The 26,053-nt window shown below is 43.6% G+C and carries 24 protein-coding genes; 9 read left to right on the top strand and 15 right to left on the bottom strand.

Annotated features, from left to right (window positions below):
• Position 1: 1 nt before the first annotated feature.
• The 8 genes from sctF to R7E51_RS11455 all read right to left on the bottom strand — a co-directional run bounded on the left by sctF (position 2) and on the right by R7E51_RS11455 (position 7,090).
• Entirely contained in the window at positions 2–250 is a 249-nt protein-coding gene (gene sctF / locus R7E51_RS11490; RefSeq protein WP_005377199.1) for a type III secretion system needle filament subunit SctF, read from the bottom strand.
• 18 nt (positions 251–268) lie between these two features.
• The gene (locus tag R7E51_RS11485; RefSeq protein ID WP_005377198.1) at positions 269–472 is read right to left on the bottom strand and encodes an EscE/YscE/SsaE family type III secretion system needle protein co-chaperone; all 204 of its coding nucleotides are present in this window, start codon (positions 470–472) and stop codon (positions 269–271) included.
• A complete protein-coding gene (sctD, locus tag R7E51_RS11480) occupies positions 459–1,760 on the bottom strand; it encodes a type III secretion system inner membrane ring subunit SctD (protein WP_206958213.1) in 1,302 nt (433 codons plus the stop codon). The genes R7E51_RS11485 and sctD overlap by 14 nt, the downstream gene beginning before the upstream one ends.
• A gap of 5 nt (positions 1,761–1,765) precedes the next feature.
• On the bottom strand, positions 1,766–3,640 hold the full coding sequence (gene sctC / locus R7E51_RS11475) for a type III secretion system outer membrane ring subunit SctC (protein ID WP_242531420.1): 1,875 nt from the start codon (positions 3,638–3,640) through the stop codon (positions 1,766–1,768).
• Positions 3,637–4,065, bottom strand: coding sequence for a YscB family type III secretion system chaperone (locus R7E51_RS11470; RefSeq protein WP_017821346.1), 429 nt, complete (start codon positions 4,063–4,065; stop codon positions 3,637–3,639). The genes sctC and R7E51_RS11470 overlap by 4 nt, the downstream gene beginning before the upstream one ends.
• A 12-nt stretch (positions 4,066–4,077) precedes the next feature.
• A complete protein-coding gene (locus R7E51_RS11465) occupies positions 4,078–5,058 on the bottom strand; it encodes a T3SS regulon anti-activator ExsD domain-containing protein (RefSeq protein WP_017821347.1) in 981 nt (326 codons plus the stop codon).
• A 148-nt stretch (positions 5,059–5,206) separates the two neighbouring features.
• Positions 5,207–6,067 carry an AraC family transcriptional regulator gene (locus R7E51_RS11460; RefSeq protein ID WP_005377191.1) on the bottom strand — a complete coding sequence of 287 codons (861 nt, stop codon included), beginning with the start codon at positions 6,065–6,067 and terminating at the stop codon, positions 5,207–5,209.
• Between the two features lie 609 nt (positions 6,068–6,676).
• On the bottom strand, positions 6,677–7,090 hold the full coding sequence (locus R7E51_RS11455) for a YscW family type III secretion system pilotin (RefSeq protein ID WP_017821348.1): 414 nt from the start codon (positions 7,088–7,090) through the stop codon (positions 6,677–6,679).
• A 388-nt stretch (positions 7,091–7,478) separates the two neighbouring features.
• Here R7E51_RS11455 and exsC point away from each other — a divergent pair, with 388 nt between their 5' ends.
• Positions 7,479–7,925, top strand: coding sequence for a type III secretion system regulatory chaperone ExsC (exsC, locus tag R7E51_RS11450; RefSeq protein WP_017821349.1), 447 nt, complete (start codon positions 7,479–7,481; stop codon positions 7,923–7,925).
• 8 nt (positions 7,926–7,933) lie between these two features.
• Positions 7,934–8,239 carry a T3SS regulon translocated regulator ExsE2 gene (gene exsE2, locus R7E51_RS11445; protein ID WP_017821350.1) on the top strand — a complete coding sequence of 102 codons (306 nt, stop codon included), beginning with the start codon at positions 7,934–7,936 and terminating at the stop codon, positions 8,237–8,239.
• 126 nt (positions 8,240–8,365) lie between these two features.
• Here exsE2 and exaC read toward each other — a convergent pair whose 3' ends face one another.
• A complete protein-coding gene (exaC, locus tag R7E51_RS11440) occupies positions 8,366–9,886 on the bottom strand; it encodes an acetaldehyde dehydrogenase ExaC (protein WP_017821351.1) in 1,521 nt (506 codons plus the stop codon).
• Between the two features lie 239 nt (positions 9,887–10,125).
• Here exaC and R7E51_RS11435 point away from each other — a divergent pair, with 239 nt between their 5' ends.
• Positions 10,126–11,892 carry a sigma-54-dependent Fis family transcriptional regulator gene (locus tag R7E51_RS11435; RefSeq protein ID WP_017821352.1) on the top strand — a complete coding sequence of 589 codons (1,767 nt, stop codon included), beginning with the start codon at positions 10,126–10,128 and terminating at the stop codon, positions 11,890–11,892.
• A 61-nt stretch (positions 11,893–11,953) separates the two neighbouring features.
• Here the strand turns inward: R7E51_RS11435 and R7E51_RS11430 are convergent, their stop codons facing one another.
• Positions 11,954–12,091: a hypothetical protein gene (locus tag R7E51_RS11430; RefSeq protein WP_005377165.1), complete on the bottom strand. Its 138-nt coding sequence runs from the start codon at positions 12,089–12,091 to the stop codon at positions 11,954–11,956.
• A gap of 578 nt (positions 12,092–12,669) precedes the next feature.
• Here R7E51_RS11430 and R7E51_RS11425 point away from each other — a divergent pair.
• Complete coding sequence (locus R7E51_RS11425) at positions 12,670–12,873, top strand: hypothetical protein (protein WP_005377162.1); 204 nt, start codon at positions 12,670–12,672, stop codon at positions 12,871–12,873.
• Between the two features lie 93 nt (positions 12,874–12,966).
• Here the strand turns inward: R7E51_RS11425 and gnd are convergent, their stop codons facing one another.
• Genes gnd through zwf form a run of 3 tightly spaced genes read right to left on the bottom strand, consistent with a single transcriptional unit; the run spans position 12,967 to position 16,669 of the window.
• On the bottom strand, positions 12,967–14,415 hold the full coding sequence (gene gnd / locus R7E51_RS11420) for a decarboxylating NADP(+)-dependent phosphogluconate dehydrogenase (RefSeq protein ID WP_005377160.1): 1,449 nt from the start codon (positions 14,413–14,415) through the stop codon (positions 12,967–12,969).
• A gap of 38 nt (positions 14,416–14,453) precedes the next feature.
• Positions 14,454–15,170 carry a 6-phosphogluconolactonase gene (gene pgl / locus R7E51_RS11415; protein ID WP_206958210.1) on the bottom strand — a complete coding sequence of 239 codons (717 nt, stop codon included), beginning with the start codon at positions 15,168–15,170 and terminating at the stop codon, positions 14,454–14,456.
• Positions 15,167–16,669, bottom strand: coding sequence for a glucose-6-phosphate dehydrogenase (gene zwf / locus R7E51_RS11410; RefSeq protein WP_017634563.1), 1,503 nt, complete (start codon positions 16,667–16,669; stop codon positions 15,167–15,169). The genes pgl and zwf overlap by 4 nt, the downstream gene beginning before the upstream one ends.
• Positions 16,670–17,206: 537 nt before the next feature.
• Between zwf and R7E51_RS11405 the strand changes: the two genes are divergently transcribed.
• Positions 17,207–18,172 (top strand): helix-turn-helix domain-containing protein, encoded by a 966-nt coding sequence (locus R7E51_RS11405; RefSeq protein WP_005387160.1) that lies wholly within the window; start codon positions 17,207–17,209, stop codon positions 18,170–18,172.
• A gap of 99 nt (positions 18,173–18,271) precedes the next feature.
• A complete protein-coding gene (locus tag R7E51_RS11400; protein WP_064353992.1) occupies positions 18,272–20,407 on the top strand; it encodes a TonB-dependent siderophore receptor in 2,136 nt (711 codons plus the stop codon).
• A gap of 91 nt (positions 20,408–20,498) precedes the next feature.
• Here R7E51_RS11400 and R7E51_RS11395 read toward each other — a convergent pair whose 3' ends face one another.
• Positions 20,499–21,185, bottom strand: a complete 687-nt coding sequence (locus tag R7E51_RS11395; protein ID WP_017821355.1) for a response regulator — start codon at positions 21,183–21,185, stop codon at positions 20,499–20,501.
• The gene (locus tag R7E51_RS11390; protein WP_104975367.1) at positions 21,182–22,801 is read right to left on the bottom strand and encodes an ATP-binding protein; all 1,620 of its coding nucleotides are present in this window, start codon (positions 22,799–22,801) and stop codon (positions 21,182–21,184) included. Before R7E51_RS11390 ends, R7E51_RS11395 begins: the two co-directional genes overlap by 4 nt.
• 476 nt (positions 22,802–23,277) lie before the next feature.
• Here R7E51_RS11390 and R7E51_RS11385 point away from each other — a divergent pair, with 476 nt between their 5' ends.
• The 3 genes from R7E51_RS11385 (at position 23,278) to R7E51_RS11375 (ending at position 26,035) form a co-directional block, all read left to right on the top strand.
• A complete protein-coding gene (locus tag R7E51_RS11385; RefSeq protein ID WP_005377125.1) occupies positions 23,278–23,505 on the top strand; it encodes a hypothetical protein in 228 nt (75 codons plus the stop codon).
• Between the two features lie 130 nt (positions 23,506–23,635).
• Positions 23,636–25,051, top strand: a complete 1,416-nt coding sequence (locus R7E51_RS11380) for a TolC family protein (RefSeq protein ID WP_104975368.1) — start codon at positions 23,636–23,638, stop codon at positions 25,049–25,051.
• Positions 25,052–25,054: 3 nt separating this feature from the next.
• Complete coding sequence (locus tag R7E51_RS11375) at positions 25,055–26,035, top strand: HlyD family secretion protein (protein WP_054575051.1); 981 nt, start codon at positions 25,055–25,057, stop codon at positions 26,033–26,035.
• The last annotated feature ends 18 nt before the right edge of the window (positions 26,036–26,053 follow it).

Here is a 26,053-nt window from a genome sequence, read left to right as displayed (position 1 = left end):
TTTACACCTTCTGGAGAATCGACTGCATCACATCTTTAATCGCACGAGTCGTGGTCGCATTGATATTATAAACAACAGACCATTTGTTGATCGCGTGCTGAAGCTCGGCAAGCTTTGATGGATCATCGGCATTGGTTTCTAGATTCTTGATGGCTGCCGTCACTTCTGTGTTGGCATCTTTCGCTTGTTGTTCTAACTTAGCTTTAACATCATCAAGGTTTACACTGTTACTAGCATCGTAAAATGACATAAGACTTCCTCGTATTTTTTAGTTAGCTTCGTATGATTCAACGACCGCATGGGCGGCAGTGTAAGCTTCATACTGTTTGAGTAGTAATTGGTACTGCTGTGGTGAGCACCCTAAATCCAACTGACGTTTCACCACCGCTTGTGCTTCTAAGAGCTTGCTCTTAATCTTGTGCACTTCCGCACCGTTTGTGTCGTTATTTAAAATTTGTTCAAGATTTGTCATTGTTCGTCTCACCTTCATATCCAAGTTCTATTGTTATCACCCGCCCGCCTTTAACCAACTCAATACCAGCAGGTGTAACACTGGATATTCGGTAGCCCTGAGGCGTTCTTGCACCGACCATATAGCGAACATTATCGGTCAGAATCACATATGGAACCTGGCCAAAGTTAACGCTACGAAACGGGAAATCGATGTTGGTGCCTTTACTCACCTTAGGTATGGATTTCAAAACCAAGTACGGTTTCTCACCATATTGTTCCCGGAAGTCTCGGGTTACACCGTAAAATCGAGTCGTTTCGATATCATCAAGCTCACCACGAACTTCGATGCGATCACCGCTGGTGACCAACTGGACTTTTTTCAGTAGATCCGCATCCGTCAATAACGCTTTTAGCGTATCCATGTAGGCACCCGCTCGCTGCAGTTCAACCTTCCACGCAACAAGACCAGGCACGTCTCGCTCCAAAATTTGTTCAACTTGGTTCCAGCGGCTGGCATCATCGATATAGCCTGTCAGCAGCAGTGTGCCGGTCTCATCGCCATTTTCGACTTTCACTTGGTGATAGCCGAGGTTGCGCAAAATAAATCGAACCCCGCGACGGATTTCTTCCATCGTTCTTAAGTCACTTTTGTAATTGATGCCCAATACATCAATTCGACCAAGCAGATCGAGTTTCTGTGTTCGGTCTTCAACATAGCCCTCTAAGACTGCTTGGCGTGCGGCGGCATTCCATTCCACACGAACGTCGCTAAGTTTGAGCTCGCCTAAGATGTTACGTACCAAAACAATGGGTTCTGCTTCTGTAACAATTTCATTGTTGTTTCCGTTAGCTTGGCTGTACCACATACCGGCAAAAATGACACTCGGGACAAAACTACAAAGCAAAGCGATGAGCGTTGTTTTTTTCCAGCTAGAGCGTTGCACAGCAACCACAGGTGTATTCTGTTGGCTAGATTCGTCGCTGACGTTACTCACAATTAACGCATCTTCCGCGTATCCCAGAGCGAACTTCACAACGCCGACCGAGACAACAGCATGGCGTGACAACTCGATACCATCACCTGCAACAGCGATGTCTTCACTGTTAATATTTGCCTCTTCGCAACCTCGTAAAATGACCGAGTCTTGCTGGCAAACGAGGGTGAAATGGTTCGCTTCGACCCCAGCATCAGACAGTACAAGATCAGCAATAAAGTCGTCACTGCCAAGCACGAGAGCACCTTCAGGTAAGGTGACTTCTACTCCGGTATGCACGCCTGATAAAATACGAATTTTCCATTGCTGCATCGCGGTTAAGACTCCTCTGAAGGGCGCACACACTCACTTTGTGAGTCATCACATTCCAATACTTTCACCCGCCAACCCTTTTGCCCTGTTGGTAATTGGCACTGCGTTAATTGAGACGACTTTTGCTGTGACAATAAGTCTTGTTGATAGCGCTCGGCTTGAACCCTCGATGTGCAGCTATATACTTCCACTACCGATTTAAATTCAGCGCTATTGTTGGAGATGTTGTTAAGCTTGCCGATACTTGGTCGCAAGTCATATTCGTTGCCAATCAACACACTATCGCCAATACCATCCACAACAATTCGAGGTTCTAAAATAAACATTCGTACTGTGCGGCGCTTAGTGTTGGTATTACTTCTAAACAGCGCGCCTAAATATGGGATGTCTCCTAGCAATGGCACTTTACGTAACTGATGGCTCACTTCATCTCGGTACACACCACCGATAAGTAAGCTTTGCCCTTGTTTAACCGTCGCTAAGGTGCTGATTTCAGTTTTACGAACGGAAGGAAGATCATCGACGCCACCATCAGCGATTTTTGCACCGTCTTCGAGATGAAGGCTCAGGTTAATTTCAGGTCGTGCAGCAAATCTATCACCAACGATACGTGGGACAATTCTCAGTAACGTGCCATACGTGACCTCTTCCAGCGCTGCGGTTTCTTTACCAACCAGCTTGACGTAAAAAGTGCTGCTGTTGTTCAGTACCGCTTCGACATTTTCCTGAGTTAACAATGTTGGTCTTGAAACCACTTGAGCACTGCCTTTGGATTCCAATAAACGAATTTGAGCCAGCAAGTAATTTAGGTTGGTTGAATCAAGCAAGGACTTAAAGTTCTGTCCACTGCCGAGCGTCACATCCCCCGAATTCACATCACCTGTTGTTTTGATATCGACAATGCGGTTGTTTCCGACAGACACTCCCGCTCGCCAATCAACGCCTAACTGACTTAAATCGTTGGCACTGATATCGACAATCGATAGCGCGACTTCAATTCTTGATTGCGGCTGGTCTAATTGCGCGACCAGTTTACGATAGAGCGGTAATCGTGCTTGAGTATCACGAACGATAATCGCATTAAGGCCCGGCTCTGCTTCAACTGTTGCACCACCATGAACTGAGGCGGTTTTATTACTTTTTACAGGCTTATCTGAACTGGTAACTTCTTTGCTAGACGCACTCGTCACTTGAGTTTGAACACCAGACACGACCCGTTTTAACACCGATGCGATGCCAGGGACCGTAATTGTCTGATCGCGATATGCAATTTCTCTATCCGTTGCAGAAGCGTACTTCAAAGGAATTATCTCAACGAATAATTCGTCGGTTGAATTCGATTTCTGCAGCAAGCGCGTTTCCAATGCCTCCGCCGTTTGTACCACTAAGTCGACATAACGTGGAGGACCCGCAAGATAGACTAACCCTTTGCTCTCAGCAGCTCTCCAACCATAACGAGAATCCCAAACGCCGGTGGAAATTAACGTACTGCGTAGCTCTCTAGCCGTAAGTAATTCCAATTGAAGTAAACGTGAGCGAGTTTCTGTCGCCTTATAGACATGTAAGACGGCTCCATCGAAATACCACATCAAGTTGTACACTTGCGATAAGTAATCGAGGAATTCCGCCGGATCTTCAGGGGTAAAACGCCCATTCACTCGATCGTTGACTTTGTCACTAACAGAAACCGAGATACGATAATTTGCACCGAAGTTATTCAACAACTCTTTTAATGAGTCGTTATCTGCATAGTAGCGGAACGGTTGTTCGGGCCAGTGTAAGTCTGTTGCTTGCGCGTATCCCAAAGGAACAACACTCACTGCGCATAACAATGCCTTTGTTGCAGCACGCCTAATGTTGGGAAAGATTTTTAGCATCATGGTAACCACACTGTATGGTTGATTGTGTGGTTCACGCGTGCTTGTTCCAGTAATGCAATGTAACGTTCGCATAAATTGACGTGCTTAGAAAGCAAAGCAGAGAACCGTTCCACCGAACAGTCCTCAACCCTTACTTTACTTTGCAAAATCAATTGCTGATCATCATTGGTTGTCAGTACGCCGCCATCCTCACGAATGGTTTTTAATGAGAGCTGCATGCAACGTTGTAACGCTTGTTCTTGTTGATAATCTAGATGCTCTTTAAACTGGAAGGGTAACGTCGCTTCCCATAAAATCCATGACGCATGTTGCTTGATGGTCAGTGATAACTGGTCAACCTCGATGTTGTAAGAACCATTTTCTGAGGCAATAAAATCCCCTACCTTTAGCGCTTCCGCTAAAGATTTCATCATCTTATCTAACATTTAACGCCCTATTTAGATCTGGCTGAGGTGATTGCAAGCCTGGCCGCACTGACCACTTTGAGTATCAAAATAGTAGTGATCGATATCACCAACAGTGTGCATGTTCTTGAACCATTGCCATACTTTCGCAACCGCATTTTGGTCGTTGTAAACCACATCGCATGCATCCCAAACTTCGTTCAGCTCAGGGGCTTCAAGTCGCACTTCCAAACACCAATTTTTCCAATCAGAAATAAATTGTTCGGTTGTAGAGGTGTACTCCGCGAACCCTTTCAGCTCGTCTAAAGACGGTTGCCACTTCTCAATTAACAAACGATGACATTCAATCACTTGCAACTGTTGTTCGCTTAACGTCCCAAGTTGCTTTTTAAGTTGATGCTGCTGGCTCTTAATAAGATCGAGTTGCTGTTGAACAAAGACGGCACTGGTGTCTTCCCCTGATAGCTTCGACCAATATTCCTTCTGAATATCGAGTTGATTGATAAGTTGTTCAACTTTAATCGAAGCATGAAGAGCACTTTGATCGACTTGTCGGTTAATCCACTCGTTGAGTGATAAATGGAAACAAAGCATCAACGTTTTTGGGACAGCCAAATTAAAGCGAAAGCCCAGACGAGAGTTGATGTAGTCCAGCCTTTGTTCGAACGTTGTGATTGTGCTGCTATCACTGAGCTGCGATCCAATTTCCAAAAATAAACGCATGGCAAACCGGTCTATCGAAGCACCAAGTTTTTGATACGTTTTAACTAACTGGCTAGCGCATAGGCTATCGACGACATTTCTATCCAACAAGCGTTGAAGTAAAGATAACTGCTCATAATTTATGACGCCTTCACTCAACAATTGTCGGTGATTGACGTGCACAACATTGAGATCCTGCGTAGGTTTCGAGGCGCTTTCATAACGAGCTCCTCTTTGTAAAACAGTCACTTTCCGCTGTGTCACTATGCTGTCTGGAAAAAGCGAACGGCGTCGCCAATGCTGCTTTTTCATTTATGTTCGTCTCCGCACCCCTTTCGAACAATCCAGAAAGAAAGAGATGTAATAATTTTTAATCGTTCGTTGTTACACGATACATAATAGAATTTACACTGGTGAGTGACTTTCAAAATTAGTCAGAAAATTTTAGTCCCAAGTCATTTCATTTCGCGATAGCCACTTGATCGTCTCCCGAACGTACGCGGCTTGGGGTCGTTCCAAAACGACGACGGTAACTCTGCGTAAAGTAAGACTGACTGGAAAACCCTGCCTCCATCGCCACATCTACGATGCTCATCTTGCTCGTCAACAGCAGTTTATGAGCATGCAGTAGTCGACGCTCACTGATCCAAGCTCTTGGAGAAATGCCATAGTGCTCATTAAAAAGCTCTTTAAAAGTGGTTAAGCTGGCACCAAACTCCTGCGCGTAGTCTGTCAACTTCCATTCTTTTAAGTAATGCTGTTCCATAAATCGACGTAACCGTTCCGACGTACGGTTTGTTTGTTGTGACAGCAACGCATACAGTGATTCTCCTCCTTTGCTGTGTAGCAAGAGAATGAGTAGTTCTTCGTATTTTAGGCACATAATGGCATCAGGGTACGCTTGTTGCTCAAGCGTCTGCATGCTAGAAAGCACTTGTTCAACGAGTATGTTCAAACCAAAAGTAAACAAACCAGAACAAACTTTGTCTACCTTAGGCAGCATCATCAAGAGATCACTGTGTTTTTGCAGCAACTGACTAACGAGTTCATTGTCGTAGGCAATGATCGACGCTTTGTATGCCCCATCTAGCGGAGAGTACTCTAACAAGTAATCCCCTTGGGATAGAAATACCCCATTTTCTGCAGCAACATCGATTGTGCAATCACCTGTTTGAACTCGAAGCTGACCATTGTGAACGACAACAATGTGAGACTGGTCTGAGTGAAATACTTCGTCAGATTTTTCATAGCAGGAAAAACTACGAATTTTTCGTGAACTCGAGTCGACCCTTTCTGAGTTTAGTTGGCCTGACACATCCATTTTCTACCCTTCATTATTTTGAGTTTCTCAGTGCAAATGTTGAGAAACTTTCAAAGCACTACTTTGATTGTTGTGATTTCTAAGTACTGCTGTATGAATTAAAGAAGCAAAGAAAAGAGCATAGAAGTTCTATCACTTACCATACCCCCCGAATAATTAGCGAATAACCCAAGCATTACCTTTACCTAAAGGTAAAAGTTTGACTTAGTAAATTTCTGCTGTCCGTCTTTATTATTTTTATCAGATAGCGTTTATCATTAGCCAAAACTTAAATATCATTTGGTTATTTAAGTTTGGTTGTTTTGTTATACATTAGAATACAATTAAATAGATTTCGGCATCGTTTCGAGAACAAAATTAAATTTCCAAAATCATAAAAATGTATGTTTTATAGCCTAAAACGCCAAGCCAACGTGTTCAAGGAGCGAGATATAATCATAAAAAATACTGTTTTTGCAACAAGTATGAGTCTAAAAAACAACTGACCCGATGACTTCAAAGTCATGTAATTAATGTTTATAAAAGACAACAAATCTTTCACAAAAGGAAAGATATAGTCTTTATTTTTATAAATTAGAAAATTCTAATAAAAATGTAGTACTTAAAATTTTATCTGTTTATTTTTGGAACAAGAATCAAGTTTTCTTGTTTATTTCCCTCTAAAAATAAATAGTTCTTTTCTTTTTCCGCAACGAGCTCACCGTTTGAATAAAGCTTTCCAATAATCTTCATTTTTCCTTCACCAGCTTGAATTGGTGCAATTAAAAACGAATACTGCACAGGCAACTGAACGCCTTGGTAGCTCTGAGATGCCGATTTAAAACATTGATTATCAATAATTTTACATATCTCCACTTCAAGAGAAGTAATCGAAGGTGGAAAGTAGCCGTCGACAGAAACCCAACCATAGACTGATGCCTGACTCTGTGTATCAAAGCCATCCACCCCATTGACGGACACAGTCTGACTGCACCCACTCAGTATGAATAACCCAATAAAACCAGCCCATATAGAATTGTTCATTATGACCCCATAAACGTATTTTATATAATCTAGCTCATTTGAAATTCACACAATTCTTTATGTAAAAATATAAAAGATCAACTTATATTTATACTACAAGCGGACAATAAATCGCATTTTTCAACAACACGTAGTTAACATGGACTGTAATTTCAAAAGCAGTTTCTGTTCTCTTTCATTCCTTCCTTAATTGAAGTTTATTAGAGAAAAATGATATTCATATATATCATTGCCATCGAGATATGCATCTGAACACATTTACTTTTGCCTTTCTATTTCTCTCAACACATTTAAAAGCCAAAATATAATAACAACCGACTAATATTGATAAACATGAAGAGATACATCTAATATTTTCCTTGATAAAATTTCAAAAGGGACTATTCCTATGTCAGCACGCCAAACTATCGATGAGATTTTGCTAAAGTTTGCTCATCAAATAGGCTTGCCTGCACTGCATCTAACGGAAAATGAAGTAAGCTTAGCCTTTGATGATAATCTAAGGGTGCATATCATCTTTCATCCTGAATCGACAACTCTGCAGCTCGAAGCTGAGATTGTTGGCCTTCAAATTGTAAATTCCGATCTTTATCGCTCTTTCTTGGCCTTTAATTATCACTGGCCTGAGCACCAGTTATTTTTTAGTTTAGATAACCACCGACATGTCCTATGTTTAAACCGACTCATTAACATTAGGCGACTGGATTACGAATATTTTGAAACAGCTTTAGCAGAATTGCTGACGCACAGCGAGTCGTGGGAAGCGTTATTGTCTTCTCATGTAACTATTGATAAGGCACCACCGATGCCACAAACTTTAGACTTGAGAGTTTAGGTGTCTTTATGTCCAATGACATCCAATCCACATACACCAATTCATCGGTTCATGACGTTCAACAAGCGCAGCAAAGTGATGCAGTGCCGCAAGGAACGTTTCATGGCCGTAAAGTCACCCTACTCTCCTCATCAGAAAGCAGTCTGATGCGAACAAGCTCTAAAAGAGAGCTTGGTGAATGTTTAAATCAATTTGCCAGTCTCGAATCTTGCAATCGCGTTTTGGACTTTGATCCACAACTCAATATTGACAAGCAAAACGCCGCCGTAGAAAAGCTTATGGAACGAAAAGTGGCGATAATTCAACGTTCCTGATATCACAATATAAGCAGGTTAAACATCTAAGGTAACCTTCAGCCGACAAGCTCACGCTAATACAAAACCCCGAAGATTCGGGGTTTTGATTCATACTGCTTTTTCTCTATTAATTACTTAGTTTCACTAGAAGAAGCCTAACGGGTCGATGCTGTAGCTAATCAGCAAGTTCTTAGTATTCTGGTAGTGATCCAGCATCATCTTGTGCGTTTCGCGCCCGATACCCGATTTTTTGTAACCACCGAACGCTGCGTGTGCAGGGTAAGCGTGGTAACAGTTAATCCAGATTCGACCAGCTTCAATATTACGGCCCATACGATATGCGACGTTCGCATCACGTGTCCAAACACCTGCGCCTAAGCCATATTCGGTGTCGTTTGCGATTTCCAACGCTTCAGCCTCATCTTTAAATTTGGTGATAGCAATCACTGGGCCAAAGATTTCTTCTTGGAAGATTCGCATCTTGTTGTGGCCTTCCAACATGGTTGGCTGAATGTAGTACCCCTGGTTGATAGACTCTGGCTGTTCTGACACTCCACCACCAAAGACCACTTTTGCGCCTTCTTCACGGCCGATTTCCAGGTAACTTAAAATCTTATCAAACTGTTCTTGAGAAGCCTGAGCACCAACTTGAGTATCGGTATCGAGCGGATTACCTTGTTTAATCAGATGTGCGCGTTCCGTCAGTTTCTCTACAAACTTGTCATAAATCGCTTCATGAACCAGTACGCGAGATGGACAGGTACAAACTTCACCTTGGTTGAAGAAACCAAGTAACGTACCTTCGATACACTTATCAAGATACTCATCTTCGTAATCGAAGATATCTGAGAAGTAGATGTTTGGAGATTTACCACCTAACTCAACTGTCGATGGGATCAAGTTGTCTGCTGCACATTTCAGAATGTGGTTGCCAACTTGCGTAGACCCGGTAAACGCGAGTTTCGCAATGCGGTTGCTGGTTGCTAATGCTTGACCCGCTTCAGAACCATATCCGTTTACAACGTTGATGACACCAGGAGGAAGAAGGTCACCGATTTTTTCCATCAGAACCAGAATGGATGTTGGGGTTTGCTCTGCTGGCTTCAATACCACACAGCAACCCGCCGCTAGTGCCGGTGCTAGTTTCCAAGCCGCCATCAACATTGGGAAGTTCCACGGAATTATTTGACCAACCACACCAATCGGTTCTGGGAAGTGGTAGCTTGCGGTGTGCTCATCCAGTTCTGCCGCACTGCCTTCTTGCGAGCGAATACAGCCAGCGAAGTAACGGAAGTGATCCACTACTAAAGGTAAATCTGCCGCCAAGGTTTCGCGAACTGGTTTGCCGTTTTCCCAAGTTTCTGCAACTGCAAGCTCTTCTAGATGCTGCTCAATACGGTCAGCAATTTTCAGCAAGATGTTCGAACGTTCTGTCACGCTGGTTTTGGCCCATTTTGCTCTGATGTTGTGCGCGGCATCCAGTGCTAAATTAATATCTTCCTCGCCAGAGCGAGCAACTTTACAATACGCTTGTCCGTTGATTGGTGAGATATTGTCAAAGTACTCACCACCCGTTGGTTTTACCCATTCCCCACCGATAAAGTTATCGTAATGCGATTTAAAGTTAACAATGGCATTTTCACTACCTGGCTGTGCATAGATCATAACTCTTCCTTTTGTTTCTCGTTCAATGTGTTATTGCAGTGTCGTATCGCACTGTTCACAAAGAGCATTACGCAAGTCACACGCCAACTACACCACACTTGTTGTTAATCAAATGTAAAACTATGATTACCAAGCGATAACAAACCAAGTGAGCGACGTTTGAGCGGATGTATGGTGTGAACACCAATGTTCAAGTGTTCCAAAATGGCACACCCTCACTGTGACAAAATGGTACAGTCATGGAACTTCAACATATTAGCGATAACAATTGGCTTTCAACTTCATGGGTCAGAAGTGAACAAGCGGGTTTAAAACAGCGTCGACGCCCTGAAGATATTCGAGTAACGCCAGCAACGCTCCAAGATAGGCGTCACCAACTCAATTTTTTGCTAGAGGCAGTCACTCAATTTGCGCTCCCTTTGTTTAATCAGCTATTTGCTCATAGCGACAGTCGCTTAATTTTGACGGATTCAGATGGTGTCATCATCGGCAGTTGGGGACAGCCTAGATTTCGTGAAAAGTTAACGGAAATCTCGCTAAGCTCTGGAGCATGCTGGCAAGAAAAGGTCAAAGGCACCAACGCGATTGGTACAGCTTTGGTTGAAGCAAAGCCCGTTTCTGTTATTGGTGATCAGCACTTTATCCAACACCATCGTTTTATTAGCTGTTCGGCTAATCCTATTTTCGATCATCTTGGTAACCTCATTGGCGTATTAGATATTACAAGCGAGCAAAAGAGACATGACTTCTCAACGCAAGTACTAGTACAAAACATGGTCCAGCAAGTGGAGAATCAACTACTTAACTTGATTCCACAAGGGCATATTCGTGTGGATTTAGCGTGCGAAAAAGGTTTACTGAATAGTGGTTGGCAAGGAATTATCATTGCAAATGAAGACGGACAAGTTTTGGCTCACAATCAAGTAGCCTCTCAACTTTTTGCGCAAAAAAGTATCATTGGGCAATCCTTAGACGACATTCTATCCACTCGGGGAAATGAGCACCCTTTCGTTTTCAAAACAAAACCGCTTACCGATAAAGATAGCAAGGTCAAGTCTCGTGCTGTAGCGGCGTCCAATGATCTTCATTATGGCGACTCCGCTGTTGAGCACTGTTGGCAGCAAGCTAATCGCGTCATCGATAAAGACATCAGTTTGTTGATTCTCGGAGAGACTGGTGTTGGCAAAAACGAGTTTGTAAAAGCACTCCATAAAAACAGCCAGAGAAAAACGGGACCGTTGGTTTCCGTTAACTGCGGAGCTTTACCAAAAGACTTGGTTGAATCTGAATTGTTTGGCTACGTAGCCGGTGCCTTTACTGGCGCAAACAGCAAAGGCTATCAGGGAAAAATTCGCCAAGCACACAAAGGGATTTTGTTTCTGGATGAAATCGCAGATTTACCCTTGGAAGCTCAAAGCCGCTTGCTCCATGTATTGCAAGATAAAACCGTGCTTCCCGTGGGTTCAAACCAAAGTATTCAAGTCGATACGCAAATCATTGCAGCCACGCATAAAGATCTGGAACATTTGGTCAGCGAAGGATTGTTCCGCCAAGATTTGTATTATCGCCTTAATGGCTTGATCATTGAGCTACCTCGCTTTGAGGAGCGTGAAGATAAACGACAACTGATTGAGAACATTCATCGGCGTCACGCCGAATCTGAACAACAGCTTTGCCCTCACCTACTTTCTCTGATGCTGTCTTACTCATGGCCAGGAAATTTGCGTGAACTCGATAGTTTAATCAAAGTATCCGCCTTAATGGCGCAAGGTGAAGAAATATTGGAACTCACACACGTCCCAGCCCATCTAAGTAAGAAACTCAGCCAAGCTCAAGAAGGGGCTGCATCCGCTGAACCAACTTCAGAACTGCGTGCAACCGTCGAAGATAAGTTACTCAAAACATATCAAGCCAACCAGGGGAACATTAGCAAAACGTCTCGTATGCTTGGTGTGAGCCGAAATACCATTTACAGAAAGTTGAAAAGCCTTGGCATATTAAGTTAATTCTACGACCTCAGATACAAAAAGAGCACCGTTGCGGTGCTCTTTCTCTTTGAAACCTAGCTTACAGGCCGCCTTGTTGTTGCGCCTGTTTTACTAATGCCTGACGTTGAGTTTCCTTCTCAGAGATCACTTGATTGTCCTTGTGCATTTCCTGTTCCAATTCTGCTGGAATGAAAACAAAGTACTTGTTAAGAGTCATCTTAGAACCTCAATTTGCTGTGTTAATTACCTTCTTGGTCGACGTAAACAAAACCAGAAAAACATGTTTTACTGGATCCTTGTTGCTAGTTTCAAAAAATAAAGGATGTTCATATAATAAACATCCTCCATGTGGGCGCTAATTATAGGCGTAGTTTAAAGGCTTACCTAGCACTCTTTTTCACCTTTTGTGCAATCTGAGTTTCGATCGAAAAACGGATTTAGTTGCCCGTAATTACTAAGGTATTGTTAAAAAGAGAAAAAAGCTTTTACTGTAACTGACGACAGGGATGAGCTTACGAGTGTAGGTTCACTTGCAATTGTGTATCGTAGAGTTCGAATACGATAATAATAACGCTACATGCCCTTAATCTGCGTAGTTAAAAACTTTGAAGTGATAGACAACCGAAGTCATATCTGTGCAACTCAGTTTAACGATTTGTCTACCAGTTCAATATTTCACCTTTTTTGAGAAATCTTTAGCCACTTTTTTGTGTGAAACGCCCCAAAAGAGCAGACAATTAAAAGTGTGGCATATGACCACAATTGTCTATCCCCACTTAGCTTCGGGAGGCGTTTATGAAAAGTAACAAACTTGGCCATGTGATGTCTTTCAGCAGGATGTTTTCCTTCATCGCATTCTTGACGGCCACATTCGCATGGATTCTCAGCATGTACGCCCTATTTACTGTTTCTTTAGTGGCTCTTGTGGTCAGTGCAATTCTCTACCTAAAAGACAGGTTTTATCAAAACAAGAAAACGACCACTGAAAAGAGCGCCTAGGCGCTCTCGAAGTTCCGTAAAAGCAAACACAAAAAAGGATGCCACTTGGGCATCCCTTTATATCTTTATATTTATTCGGTTTACTTAAAACGATTACACGTCGTAAGTTGTAGACGCTGTGTCGCCGCCTGTACCAGTCCAGTTAGTGTGGAAGAATTCACCACGTGGACGGTCAATGCGCTCATAAGTGTGAGCACCGAAGTAGTCACGTTGAGCTTGAAGCAGGTTCGCTGGTAGACGAGCTGTTGTGTAACCGTCTAGGAAAGATAGCGCAGAAATCGTACATGGCATTGGGATACCAGACTCTAGAGATTTCGCTGCTACTTTACGCCATGCTGCTAGGCTGCCTTGTAGGATGTTTTTGAAGTACTCATCAGAACCAAGGAATGCGATGTCTGGGTTCGCTTCGTACGCATCACGGATGTTGCCTAGGAACGCAGAGCGGATGATACAACCACCACGCCACATTAGGGCTACGTTACCGTAGTTTAGGTCCCAACCGTTCTCGTTCGATGCTTCGCGCATTAGCATGAAGCCTTGAGCGTAAGAGATGATCTTAGAAGCTAGTAGCGCTTGACGTAGTGCATCAACCCACTCTTGCTTGTCGCCTTCAACAGGAGTGATTGTCTTACCGAATAGAGATTCAGCTTCAACACGTTGGTCTTTCAGTGCAGATAGACAACGAGAGAATACAGACTCAGAGATAAGTGTTAGTGGAATACCTAGGTCTAGTGCGTTAATACCAGTCCATTTACCAGTACCTTTTTGGCCTGCTGTGTCTAGGATCTTCTCAACGAGAGGCTCACCGTCTTCATCTTTGTAGCCAAGGATGTCAGCCGTGATTTCAACAAGGTAGCTGTCTAGTTCAGTCTTGTTCCAATCAGCGAATACTGCTTGCATCTCGTCAGCAGACATACCAAGACCGTCTTTCATGAACTGGTAAGCTTCTGTGATAAGCTGCATGTCACCGTATTCGATACCGTTGTGTACCATCTTAACGAAGTGACCAGCACCGTCGTTACCAACCCAGTCACAACATGGCTCACCAGCGTCAGTTTTCGCAGCGATACCTTGGAAGATAGGCTTAACCGCTTCCCATGCTTCAGCAGCACCGCCAGGCATGATAGATGGACCGAAGCGCGCACCTTCTTCACCACCAGATACACCAGTACCGATGAAGTGGATACCTTTTTCACGTAGTGCAGCAACACGACGGTTTGTATCTGGGTAGTTAGTGTTACCACCGTCAATAATGATGTCGCCTTTGTCTAGCAGAGGTACTAGCGCTTCGATGAACTTGTCTACAACGTCACCAGCGCGAACCATCAACATTACTTTACGCGGCGTTTCTAGCTTCTCTACTAGTTCTTCTAGAGAGTATGCACCGATGATGTTCGTGCCTTTTGCTGGACCTTCCAGGAACTCGTCTACTTTAGCAGCAGTACGGTTGTGAGCAACCACTTTAAAACCGTGATCGTTCATGTTTAGGATAAGGTTTTGACCCATTACTGCTAGGCCAATTACACCGATATCACCTTTCATTGTTTCTCTCCAATTTTATTTCATCGACGAGCAGCGTCTTAAGCAATTTTTGCTGCCGCGTCTAAATCTAAATACCATTCCGTTAGGCCCGATTTCGCTTGAATTTTAGCCGCAGGGTATGGCAGTGCGTGTGCTGGTGAACTGTTAATTTCTTCAACAATGTCCGCTTTTCCTGCACCAAGCACTAAGTAACTAATGCGTTTCGCTGCTTCTAATACGCGTGCGGTTTTCGACACACGAAGTTGGCCCGATTCAGGATGCGACGCCACAAGAGATAGGTTCGCATCATCATAATTCGTTTGGCCAGGGAACAGAGAAGCTGTATGACCATCTGCACCAACGCCTAATAAGATCCAGTCAAACACAGGTGTGCCCTTTTCACTCGGGATCACCTCTGCCATCTCTTTTGCAAAGCGCTCGGCTTCTGCTTTAGGCTCATCTTCGCCACGGATGCGGTGAATGTTTTCTGCAGGAATATTTACTTGGCTAAACAACAACGTGTTCGCTTCACCGTAGTTGCTTTCTGCATCGTCAGGGGCAACACAACGTTCGTCACCCCACCAAAAGTGGAGGTTTTCCCATTGAATGGAGGTTGCGTAAGCCTCTGAAGCCAGTAGTTTAAACAGCATTTTAGGAGTGCTGCCGCCAGAAAGAGAGATGTGAACAGGTCTGCCCATTTCGCTAAACGCTTTCATATCGTTAGCTAGGCTTTCAACTACCTGTTCTGCTGTTTGGTAGATCTTATGGTTGATCATAGTTCACAGTAATCCGTATCTGTTAAGTTTTTACATGGGAAACGCCAAGCGCGGCCATCACGCTGTAACAAGTCATCTGACTCTTTAGGTCCCCAAGTGCCGCATGCGTACCCGAAGAGGGATTGTGGATCTTGCTTAAAATCTAAGATTGGCTGTACGTATTGCCAGCACGCTTCCACCGCATCACTACGTGCAAATAGCGTAGCATCACCATTCAAAGCATCAAGTAGAAGGCGCTCGTATGCCGTTAGCATTTGCGTTTCTTGCAAGTCAGCGTAATGGAAGTTCATTTTCACTTCCTTCGCTTCAAAGCCTGCGCCTGGCTCTTTCAAGCCAAAGCTCATTTGAATGCCTTCGTCTGGTTGAATACGAATGATCAGCTTGTTTTCTGGTGCGTTTTGACCAAACACAGGATGCGGTGTTTGTTTAAAGTGGATAACCACCTCAGTAACGCGTGTTGGAAGACGCTTACCAGTACGCACGTAAAATGGCACGCCATTCCAACGCCAGTTGTTGATGTACGCTTTCAAACCGATGTAAGTCTCTGTACGAGAATCGTCTGCAACTCCCGGTTCTTCACGGTAGCCGCGTAGGCTTTGCCCACGAACTTCAGACGCCGTGTATTGGCCTAATACTAGATCGTTGCGCAGAGCGTTTTCGTCTAATGGCTTTAGGCATTGAAGCACTTTTACCACTTCATCACGCATCGAGTCTGCATTGATTTGCGCTGGTGGTTCCATACCTACCATTGCTAATACTTGTAGCAAGTGGTTTTGGAACATGTCGCGCACAGCACCAGAGTTGTCGTAGTAACCACCACGCTCCTCTACGCCAAGGAATTCTGCGCCTGTGATTTCAACGTAATCAATGAAGTTACGGTTCCAAAGCGGCTCAAACATCGCATTAGAGAAACGAAGCACAAGTAGGTTTTGTACCGTTTCTTTACCTAAGTAATGGTCAATTCGGTAGATTTGATGCTCTTGGAAGTGCTCGTGAATTTCTTTGTCCAGAATACGCGCCGATTCAAGATCATAGCCGAATGGTTTCTCAATGATCAGGCGTTTCCAGCCATCCTCTTCACTGTTAAGACCATGTGCTGCAAGACTTGCAGGGATCACACTGTATAAACTTGGTGGGGTTGCTAAGTAAAAAAGCGTATTGCGTTGCTCGAATTGATATTCGTCCGCAAGTTGGTCTAAGCGAGAAGATAGCTTACCGTAATCTTGTGTGTCAGAAGTATTAATTGCTTGGTAGTGCAGATGGTTAATAAATGCATCAAGCGTTTCTGGCTCAGTCTTTTCCATTTCCTGAAGCGATTTTTTCAGCTTCGCGCGGTAAGACTCATCACTGTATTCAGTGCGACTTACACCCAGAATGGCAAAATTCTCTGGAAGCTGCTTGTTCGCGTAGAGGTGGTATAAAGCAGGAATGAGCTTACGGTACGTAAGGTCACCTGAAGCACCAAAAATAACGATGCTGCTGTTTTCTGGTATTACCATCATCTTTCCCTTAAAAACGAGGTACTTATTGTGTGCCCGGATACGGCTAGAGAATGAGCCAACCCTATCAATGGCACCTCAAAATAGAAAATTGGTCTTACCTATTACGTTGATAGGTAAAGTCTATGGGCCCAAAGAACCTCAAGAAGTTGCATTTCCGATTCTTGGAAACACGACGTATTGAGGTCATTTAAGTCACTTATGTCTCAAAAGTACACACTGTACTCGCTGGAGGAGAGTCCGACACGGGGCAATATTGTCTACGACTATTTGATTTACATCAACACTTGCCAGTGCAAACGTTTAAATAAGTTGCACAAAACGTCATAAGCGATTGTATTTTATTGATAAAAAAAGTTTCATCTGAACGCTCCAAAATTTAAGCAAAAACTCTAATATGGGCAATAATTACTCATCCTTGCAATCCATTACAGTTTTATCGTGATCTGTGTTACTTACTTTTTATTTCATCACCCTATTGATAATGATACTCAATTAAAGATAATGAAATCACTATTAATGTGAAAGTAGAACGCCATGAAATCAAGCGCCATTAACCCACATCCCATAAACCGAATACAATCGGTGCTTGACTACATTCACACCAACTTAGACAGCACTCTGAGCGTAGATGAAATATCGAAAGCAAGTTGTTGGTCGCGCTGGCAACTGCAACGCGTATTTCAACAACACACTGGCGTATCGGTCGCTCACTACATCAGAGAGCTTAAACTTAGCCTTGCGGCTGAGCGCTTAATCCATACTTCTGACCGCTCGTTAGATATAGCGATAGAAATGGGATTTACATCTGAACACGCATTTAGCCGTGCGTTCAGGAATATGTTTTCAAAAAGCCCCCGCGAATATCGAAAAACGCAACAACTCTCCGGGTTGAGGCAACCTTTGACGCTGCGTAAGACACCAGAAGAAGAGAAAAAACATCAGCGCTTTATTGAAGTTCGAATAGAAACAAAACCGGCTTTTGAACTTGCTGGTTATCATGAACCTATTCACGGATTGTTTTCCGCTACGCCCGATTTCCAATCCAAAGTACCGTCACTTTGGTCACGTCTTTATTCATCTGAAAACCTTAACAATTCGGAAAGTAGTTACTTTGGCGTGATTGATGTGACTCAAGCGTATTCAAACAACCAACAACTTGAGTATTGGGCAGGTTATGAGTGCAGTCCAACAGCAAACGCACCAAGATCAACGAACTCTTCCAACTCGGGGTTAGACCTCTTGGCTGTTCCTGAGCAAACCTACGCCGTCATTACACACATAGGCAAAGCATCAGAGCTCGCCTCAACGCTGGAATGGTTTATTTTACATTGGCTACCCTACTCTAATTATCATGCTATCGATGGTTATGAGTTAGAGCTTTATCCAGAAGGTTATGATGTTGATAGCGAACAAGCACAAATGCAGTATTGGATTCCTGTAGAGCCAAACGACTCGCTATCTTTAAAACCTAAGAACAGAAGAATAAGTTCCAAAGATTAGTGTTTTGCACCAAATTGTTAACTTTTCCTATTTCTTTGAATATAGAATACAAATAACAATCATTATCAATAAATAGAAAAAGTAGTGGAATTTATAAATATGGAAAGTCCGATTCGATTTCATCGTTCAGCGGTTGCTATCGTCGTATCCGCATTGCTCGCTGGCCACGCCAATGCAACTGAGAGCACATCCCAACACGAAACGATTACGGTGCTAGGAGAAACATACCGAAACACCGCAACTAAAACCGTTTTAGAACCGGAGGAAACACCGCAAGCGATCACGGTAATCACTAAAGATGACATGGACCTGCGCGGCGTAAACTCGGTGAGCGAAGCATTGCGTTATGCACCTGGCGTAAATACAGAATTGCGTGGCGGTGCCGTTTCCCGACTTGACCTATTCAATATTCGTGGTTTTATTAACTACACCAACTTTTATGATGGTCTTCCTTTGCTGTACAACGGTTGGAACCTTCAACCGCAGGTCGATTCCGTTGCTCTTGAGCAAATCGAGGTTTTTAAAGGGCCAACGTCTGTTCTTTACGGCAATATTCCACCAGGAGGTATGGTCAACATTATCGCCAAGGCGCCTCAGTCAACACCCTCGCACTCTGTCTCGATTAGTACAGGGACTAACAGCCTAAAAGAACTGACGTTCGACACCACAGGACAAGTTGGTGATTCTAATGTTGATTACCGTATCGTCGGCCTGGCAAAACAGCGAGATGGTCAAGCCGATACGTCTGAAGACGAACGTTACGTACTCGCCCCATCTTTCAATTGGCAAGCGACAGAAAGCACATTAGTGAACGTGAATGTTTACTATCAAAATGATCCATCAGCAGGTATCTACACGACTGTGCCTGCGTCTGGCTCAGTGATTAAAAACCCACTTGGCTCGATGTCACCAAGCACTTATTTAGGGGATGAGGACTGGAACACTTACGAACGCGAAGTTCTGATGATGGGTTACAAAGTCCAACACGACTTTAACAACAATTGGCAATTTCTACAGAATGCCCGCTACATGACCGCCGATGCCTATCAGGAAAACACATATAACGGTGCACTTGAAGCGGATAACCGTACCGTTGGTCGAAATGCCTATTTAACTGATGAAAAATCCAAATCCTTTGTGATTGACAACCAACTATCTGGCTACGTTAAAACAGGAAATTTTGAACATAACTTATTGTTCGGGCTTGATTATCAGTATCTAGATTCAGATGTAAAATACAAAGACACGCTTGGGTATTCGCTAACTCAGGACATTTTTAATCCTGACCACAACAGCATTGATCGTAATGCACTGAATTTCCAATACAAACAAAACTTAGATATCAAAACGAAGCAGATTGGCGTTTATTTCCAAGATCAAGTTCGTTACGACCAACTTGTAATGATTGCAGGTCTTCGTTGGGATAAATACGATTCAAATACAGACGCCGTTAGCGATTATCTAGGAGCAGTATCCAACAGCAAGGAAGAGTTAGACGATACCAACGTATCTTTCCGAGTCGGTGGTTTGTATGAGCTAGACTTTGGTCTCTCGCCATATCTTACTTACTCGGAAAGTTTTGAGCCAATTGCGGGTGCCGACTCTTCTGGTAAAGCATTTGAGCCATCAACCGGTCATCAATGGGAGTTAGGCTTTAAATACGCCCCATTATCTGGTGATATCTCAGGTAACTTAGCACTCTTCCATATTACGAAGAAAAACGCGATCTTGACCGATCCGAATAATCCATATGCACCGAACTATCAAGCGGGCGAAGTGGTATCACAAGGTATTGAACTTGAGGCAAAATGGCAAGCCACAGCACAAGCTGATTTCACTCTAGGCTATACATATACCGATATGGAGATTACCGAGGACAGTTATTACAACCAAGAAGGTAAAACGCCGGTTTGGGTACCTGAGCAAACGGCCTCTCTATGGGCCAATTACTTCTTTGAAGGAAATCTTTCAGGCCTTCGTACCAGTGCTGGCGTTCGCTATGTCGGAGAAGCACAAATTGATGCACAGAATAGTCAAAACGTACCGGACTACACCTTGTTTGATTTAGCAGCAAGTTACGATTTCTCAACGGTATCTGAATCAATGAAAGGGGCTAGCGTCACGCTTTCTGCAAGCAATCTATTCGATAAAGAATACTATTCTTGTTACGACAAAAATAACTGTTGGTTTGGCGCTGAGCGCTCTATCGAAGCGAAGTTAGAATACAACTTCTAACCTCTTAGAGCGGAACAGCAGTAATTTGTAAAGCGATGGTTTCTAAAACAAGCCATCGCTTTTTATTTTGCATAGAGCATCAATGTAAACGCTACCGTGTCACTTTTTTATAGCACCTTTCTGGCCTACCTACCGACCCATAGTTTAAATCAGCCTCTAGTTCACCAGTACTAATAAGAAACTCAAGATAACGTCTAGCGGTTGTTCGACTCACTCCGATTTTTTCACCTGCCTCATCAGCGGTCAGCGCACTTCCATTTGGGAACAACTCTCTGATCTTGTCTAGGGTTACACCATCAATCCCTTTTGGTAATCGGTTCGGCAAGTTGTCTTGATTGGCGTGAGACTGCAGCATTTTATCAACGAGGTTCTGATCCAAACTCTCTACGATGTCTAGTTGTTGGCGTTGGGACACATACTTTTTCAGTGCGGCATCTAAACGTGGAAACATCACTGGTTTTAACAGGTAATCGACAACGCCACCCCTCATCGCCTGTTGTAACGTATCGACATCCCTTGCGGCTGTAATCAAAATGACATCACACGTTTGGTTACTTGCACGCAGTGTATTTAGTATCTCAAGCCCTGTGCCATCGGGAAGATAGACATCCATCAATAGTAAATCTGGCTTAAGAATGTCGAGTTGCATTTCTGCTTCCATTCTCGTGGTCGCAATTCCAACCACTTCCAAACCTGTCAGTTGGCTTAAGTATTTGTGGTGCAGCTCAGCAATAGCCAGATCATCTTCAATGATCATTACGCGAGTCGCCATACTCATAATTGTTCTTCCTTGGGTAAGTACACCGTTATTCTTGTCCCATAATTTGTATTGGGTATCATCTCAACATGGCCGTGATATCGAGTAGCAAGCTGATTGACAAGGTGTAACCCAACACCTCGATTTTGACGAGATTTCGTCGAAACGCCTTTTGTAAATAATGTTTGTGGATCCATTGTTTTTGGGAGGCCACAGCCATGATCTATCACCTCAAGTATCACTTCATTTCCGTAATCGCTAACGGACACATCAATATTTCTGCGTTCTGACGCAACATTTGATTCATCGCGAATTGAAGTTAACGTGGCATCGAAAGCGTTATCAATCAAATTACCCAAAATTGTGACTAGGTCTTCCGAATTTAGCCACTCAGGCAGGGGCTCCAGACGACTGCCTTCCTCAACCACCAGTTGTAAGCCTAACTCGCGAGCACGTTCAGTTTTTCCAAGCAACATACCTGCAATTAGCGGGTCTTTAACGGTATCTCTTAAAAACTCAATCATTGCCTGATAGTGTGCGGTTTCTTGTCCAATTAACTTTTGCACCGCATCAAGTTCACCCATTTGTACTAGCCCACTAATGGTGTTGAGCTTATTTCGATGCTCATGGGTTTGCGAACGTAACAAATCTGCATACTCCTTGGTTTGTGATAGCTGCTCGGTTAGATCATTGATTTCATCCCTTAAACGGAAACTCGATACCGCCCCCACGATTTTTCCATCAACATAAATTGGAGAGCGATTTGCAATCAGGCGCTTATGATTAAGGAATATTTCAATATCATGATCTTCCTGCCCGCTTTCTAACACTGTATATAGATCGCTATCACGCAGCGTATCAGTCAAAGGTTTATTGAGCGCTGATTCTCTATCAATACCGAGAATCTGGCAGGCACTACGATTTATCGAGCGAAGTATCCCTTGGGCATCAATGCTTAACACGCCCTCTTTGATGGTGCTCATCGTCACTTCTAATTCGCCGTACAACCGCCCTATCTCTTCAGGCTCAAAGCCTAAAATGGCGCGCTGAAACTTTCTCGACGCATAATTGGATACAATGGCATTAGCGACGACAACTACGATGACCATTAAAATCAAAAAGGCCAAAAATGGTTCGATGCGGTCTTGCAGTCGGTCGAGCAAATAGCCAACCGAAACCACACCAATGATGTTCCCTTGCTCGTCAAAAATCGCAGCTTTACCACGAACTGAATAACCTAACGAGCCCTGTGCCGTCGAAACATAAGACAATCCCCGTTCTAGCGCTCGACGATTGTCGCCACCTCTCATTGGCTTGCCCAACCGCTCATCAACAGGGTGGATTAAGCGTACTCCCTTATGGTCGCCAATAACGATGAATGCAGCACCTATGGCTTCGGTTAATTCTCGAAAGCGAAGTTGGTATGGCTGGGGGTTTTGGGTTTCGATCATTTCACGAACAACCGCTGAGTCCGCTAAAAAACGGGCAACACCCAGTGCTTTTTCTCCCATTTCTTGCTCTTGATTGATTTTGAGATAAGTGAACCCCGCGGCGACAAGCAATAACAGCTCTATCAACCCCGATAGCGTCATAATAATGAGCATCCGCTTACGAAAGCTGATGGTTTTCCAACTCATTGATACATCCTTGTGATTCACTCTTGAGCGTAACGTTAACACTCAGTTAACAGCATGACGTTGTCGCGGTGATAAATCTGTGAGGAAGGCAAACAAACCGCAGAGTTTACGGTTAATTAATCGACGAGCTGAAACATAAAATTACAACCATTCACCAAATTTAGCATTCCTCTCTGATACTCAATTCCATACATAAATTGCCCTTAAAATCATGATCGCGATCACATCGATTTTAGAGGTTTTTGAGGCGTTTTTAGACTTTACAACGTATAATTTTTAATCAACGAAACCAATGAGAGTTTCGGTTTGAAAGCAGTGAAGCTGGAAGTCTATTAAAAGCTCAACATTGACGTCAGTGGTTTGGACACAAATAAAACAAAATACAAATACTGACTATATGACAAACACTTAGACACCATCTGAAAACTGGAAAACTATAAACAGAGGTGCATTTATAGTTAGAAGGAACACCAAACATGGAACGCGATACCTTTGGAATATGCCTGAATAAGGCGATGCTGTCAGAGAATATGTATTCAACATTTACACACGTCAGGGCTTATGAAAAAAACGGAGGCGGTACTTCTGATCTCAAAGTCCTGTTATCGTTCCCTCAAATGAGTGGAAAAGATCTATTGAATACGATGCGAGGTTCTCGTCAGCTAGAGTGGAGAGCGGAGTTTCACTGTCCATATACGAAATAAATTTGTAACATCTCCCGCGCCCAGCACAAATATAACTGGGCGCATACTACTGCCCAATTTTCCCTCCTACTTAACACGCAGTTACGAATCCTTTATATTAGAGCTAATACTCTACGACAAAGCAGCCATTATGAAAAAAACAGGAAAGGTTTGGATACTGGGCTTACTTAGCAGCTCGATTTCCCTTGCCTGTCATGCGGCACCGATCACTTTTGATACCGCATGGCAGCTATTGCTAGAAAACAACTATTCTCTCAAAGCTCAACGCTCAAACGTCGAGAACTACCAATACCAAGAGAGTGCCACCAGCAATCTCAACTTACCTCAGGTTACTATTGGCGCGAATTACACGCGTTTAGATACCGATATCACGCTTTCGGGAAAACAGATCCTAGACAGCACAGGAGCACACATTAACGTACCTCCTGCTTTTCAGCCTATTTTTGGTGCCTTAGCTAATACCACTTCGACCATAACCGAGCGCGATATTTTCTCTTCGTCTATTCGTGCGATTTGGCCAATTTTTACTGGTGGTCGAATTTCTGCGGCTCAATCAGCAGCAGAAGGCAAAACGGATGAGGCGAAAAGTCAGCTTCTAATGGAACAACAAGCGCGTTTTGAAGATTTATCGAAGTACTACTTTTCTGTCGTACTGGCAAAGGAAGTACTCGCAACGCGGCAAGCGGTTGAAGCAGGGCTAAAAAAGCATCGAGATTTTGCCATTAAGCTTGAAGAGCAAGGACAAATCGCGCACGTTGAGCGCCTGCAAGCCGAGGCTTCTTTAGATAAAGCATCTGTAGAAACACGTAAAGCAGCCAGCGATTTGAGTATCGCTCAGGCTGCATTAGGTAAATTACTCGCACAAGATGATGCCGTAGAGCCCGCTGAATCTTTGTTTATCAACGACAGTCTTCCCCCTCTTACTGCTTTTGTCGATCAAACGTTGCTTACCTATCCGGGGTTAGAACTTCTGAGCGCTAAACACAAACAAGCCTCTAGCTTAATCAAAGCAGAAAAAGGGAAATACTACCCTGAAGTTTATCTTTACGGCGACTACAGCTTGTATGAAGACGATTCTCTCGCAAGCCAAATGAAGCCTGACTGGTTAGTTGGTGTTGGTGTCAGCATTCCACTGATTGAATCATCAGGGCGAAGCGAAAAAGTCAAAGCCGCTCAAAGCGTCGTCTCGCAGGTCGACTCATTAAAGTCCCAAGCCAAACAAGACTTATCGCTGTTAGTCCAAAAGACATACTTGGAGGCTCAGCAAGCCATTGATGAAGTACAAGGGCTCGCATCTAGCATTGAACTCGCTAACGAAAATCTGCGCTTGCGTGAAAAAGCATTTACTCAGGGTCTGTCGTCTTCTCTGGATGTTGTGGATGCACAACTTTATGTCGCGAGTATAGAAACACAACGTTCAGCGGCGCGTTTCCGCTATTTAATATCTTTAACCAAGCTACTCGCATTGAGCAGTGAAATGAACAGCTTCGAACAATATCAAAATACCGCTTATATCCCTGCTTCAACATCCAAAGAGGTGAAATAAATCATGGCAGCTAAATCACTAAAACCCGTTTTACTCTCACTTTGTGCTTTGGGTGTTGCCTCTTGGGTTGGGTATCAATTTTACCAAGCCTATCAACCAGAACCGATCCGCTTACAGGGATTAATTGAAGCCCAGCAATACAGCATTTCCTCAAAAGTCCCAGGGCGTATTGATGAGGTCATGGTACGTAAAGGCGACGATGTAGAGAAAGGTCAGCTTATTTTTACCCTTCATAGTCCTGAAATTGAAGCGAAGTTAGAACAAGCAAAAGCAGGTGAAAAAGCGGCGGACGCCTTAGCTCAAGAAGCTGAGAAAGGCGCACGTGAGCAACAAATCCAAGCAGCAAAAGATCAGTGGATGAAAGCCAAAGCCGCTGCGAATTTAATGGAAAAAACCTACAATCGTGTGAATAACCTTTATAACGATGGCGTGGTTGCAGAACAAAAACGCGATGAAGCTTTAACTCAGTGGCAAGCAGCGAAATACACAGAAAGTGCTGCGTTTCAAATGTACGAAATGGCAAAAGAAGGCGCTAGAAGTGAAACCAAAGTGGCTGCGGCGGAAAAAGCGCGCATGGCATCAGGTGCCGTAGCCGAAGTAGAAGCGTACGCGAAAGATACTCAGATCTACAGCTGGTTTGACGGCGAAGTCTCTCAAGTTCTACTTCAAAGTGGTGAATTAGCACCTCAGGGCTTCCCGGTTGTTACTGTGATAGATACAGAAGATGCCTGGGCGACACTTAATGTGCGTGAAGATTACCTTCAACACTTTAAAAAAGGAGCAACCTTTGATGCCTATTTGCCTGCCTTAAATAAAAATGTTGAGTTCAAAGTAACGCATGTTGCCGTTATGGGTAACTTTGCAACGTGGAGAGCAACCGATGCTTCTCAAGGTTTTGATCTTCGTACCTTTGAAGTAGAAGCTCGTCCAGCTCAACCCGAACCTGAACTGCGTATGGGAATGAGTGTTGTCGTTGAACTTTAATCACAACCACTAGGTTAA

It is taken from the genome of Vibrio sp. Vb1166, assembly GCF_033338695.1.
Classification (GTDB): Bacteria; Pseudomonadota; Gammaproteobacteria; order Enterobacterales; family Vibrionaceae; genus Vibrio; species Vibrio alginolyticus.
Note: the sequence above shows the minus strand (reverse complement) of the source record. Positions and strands in the feature narration are given on the sequence as shown.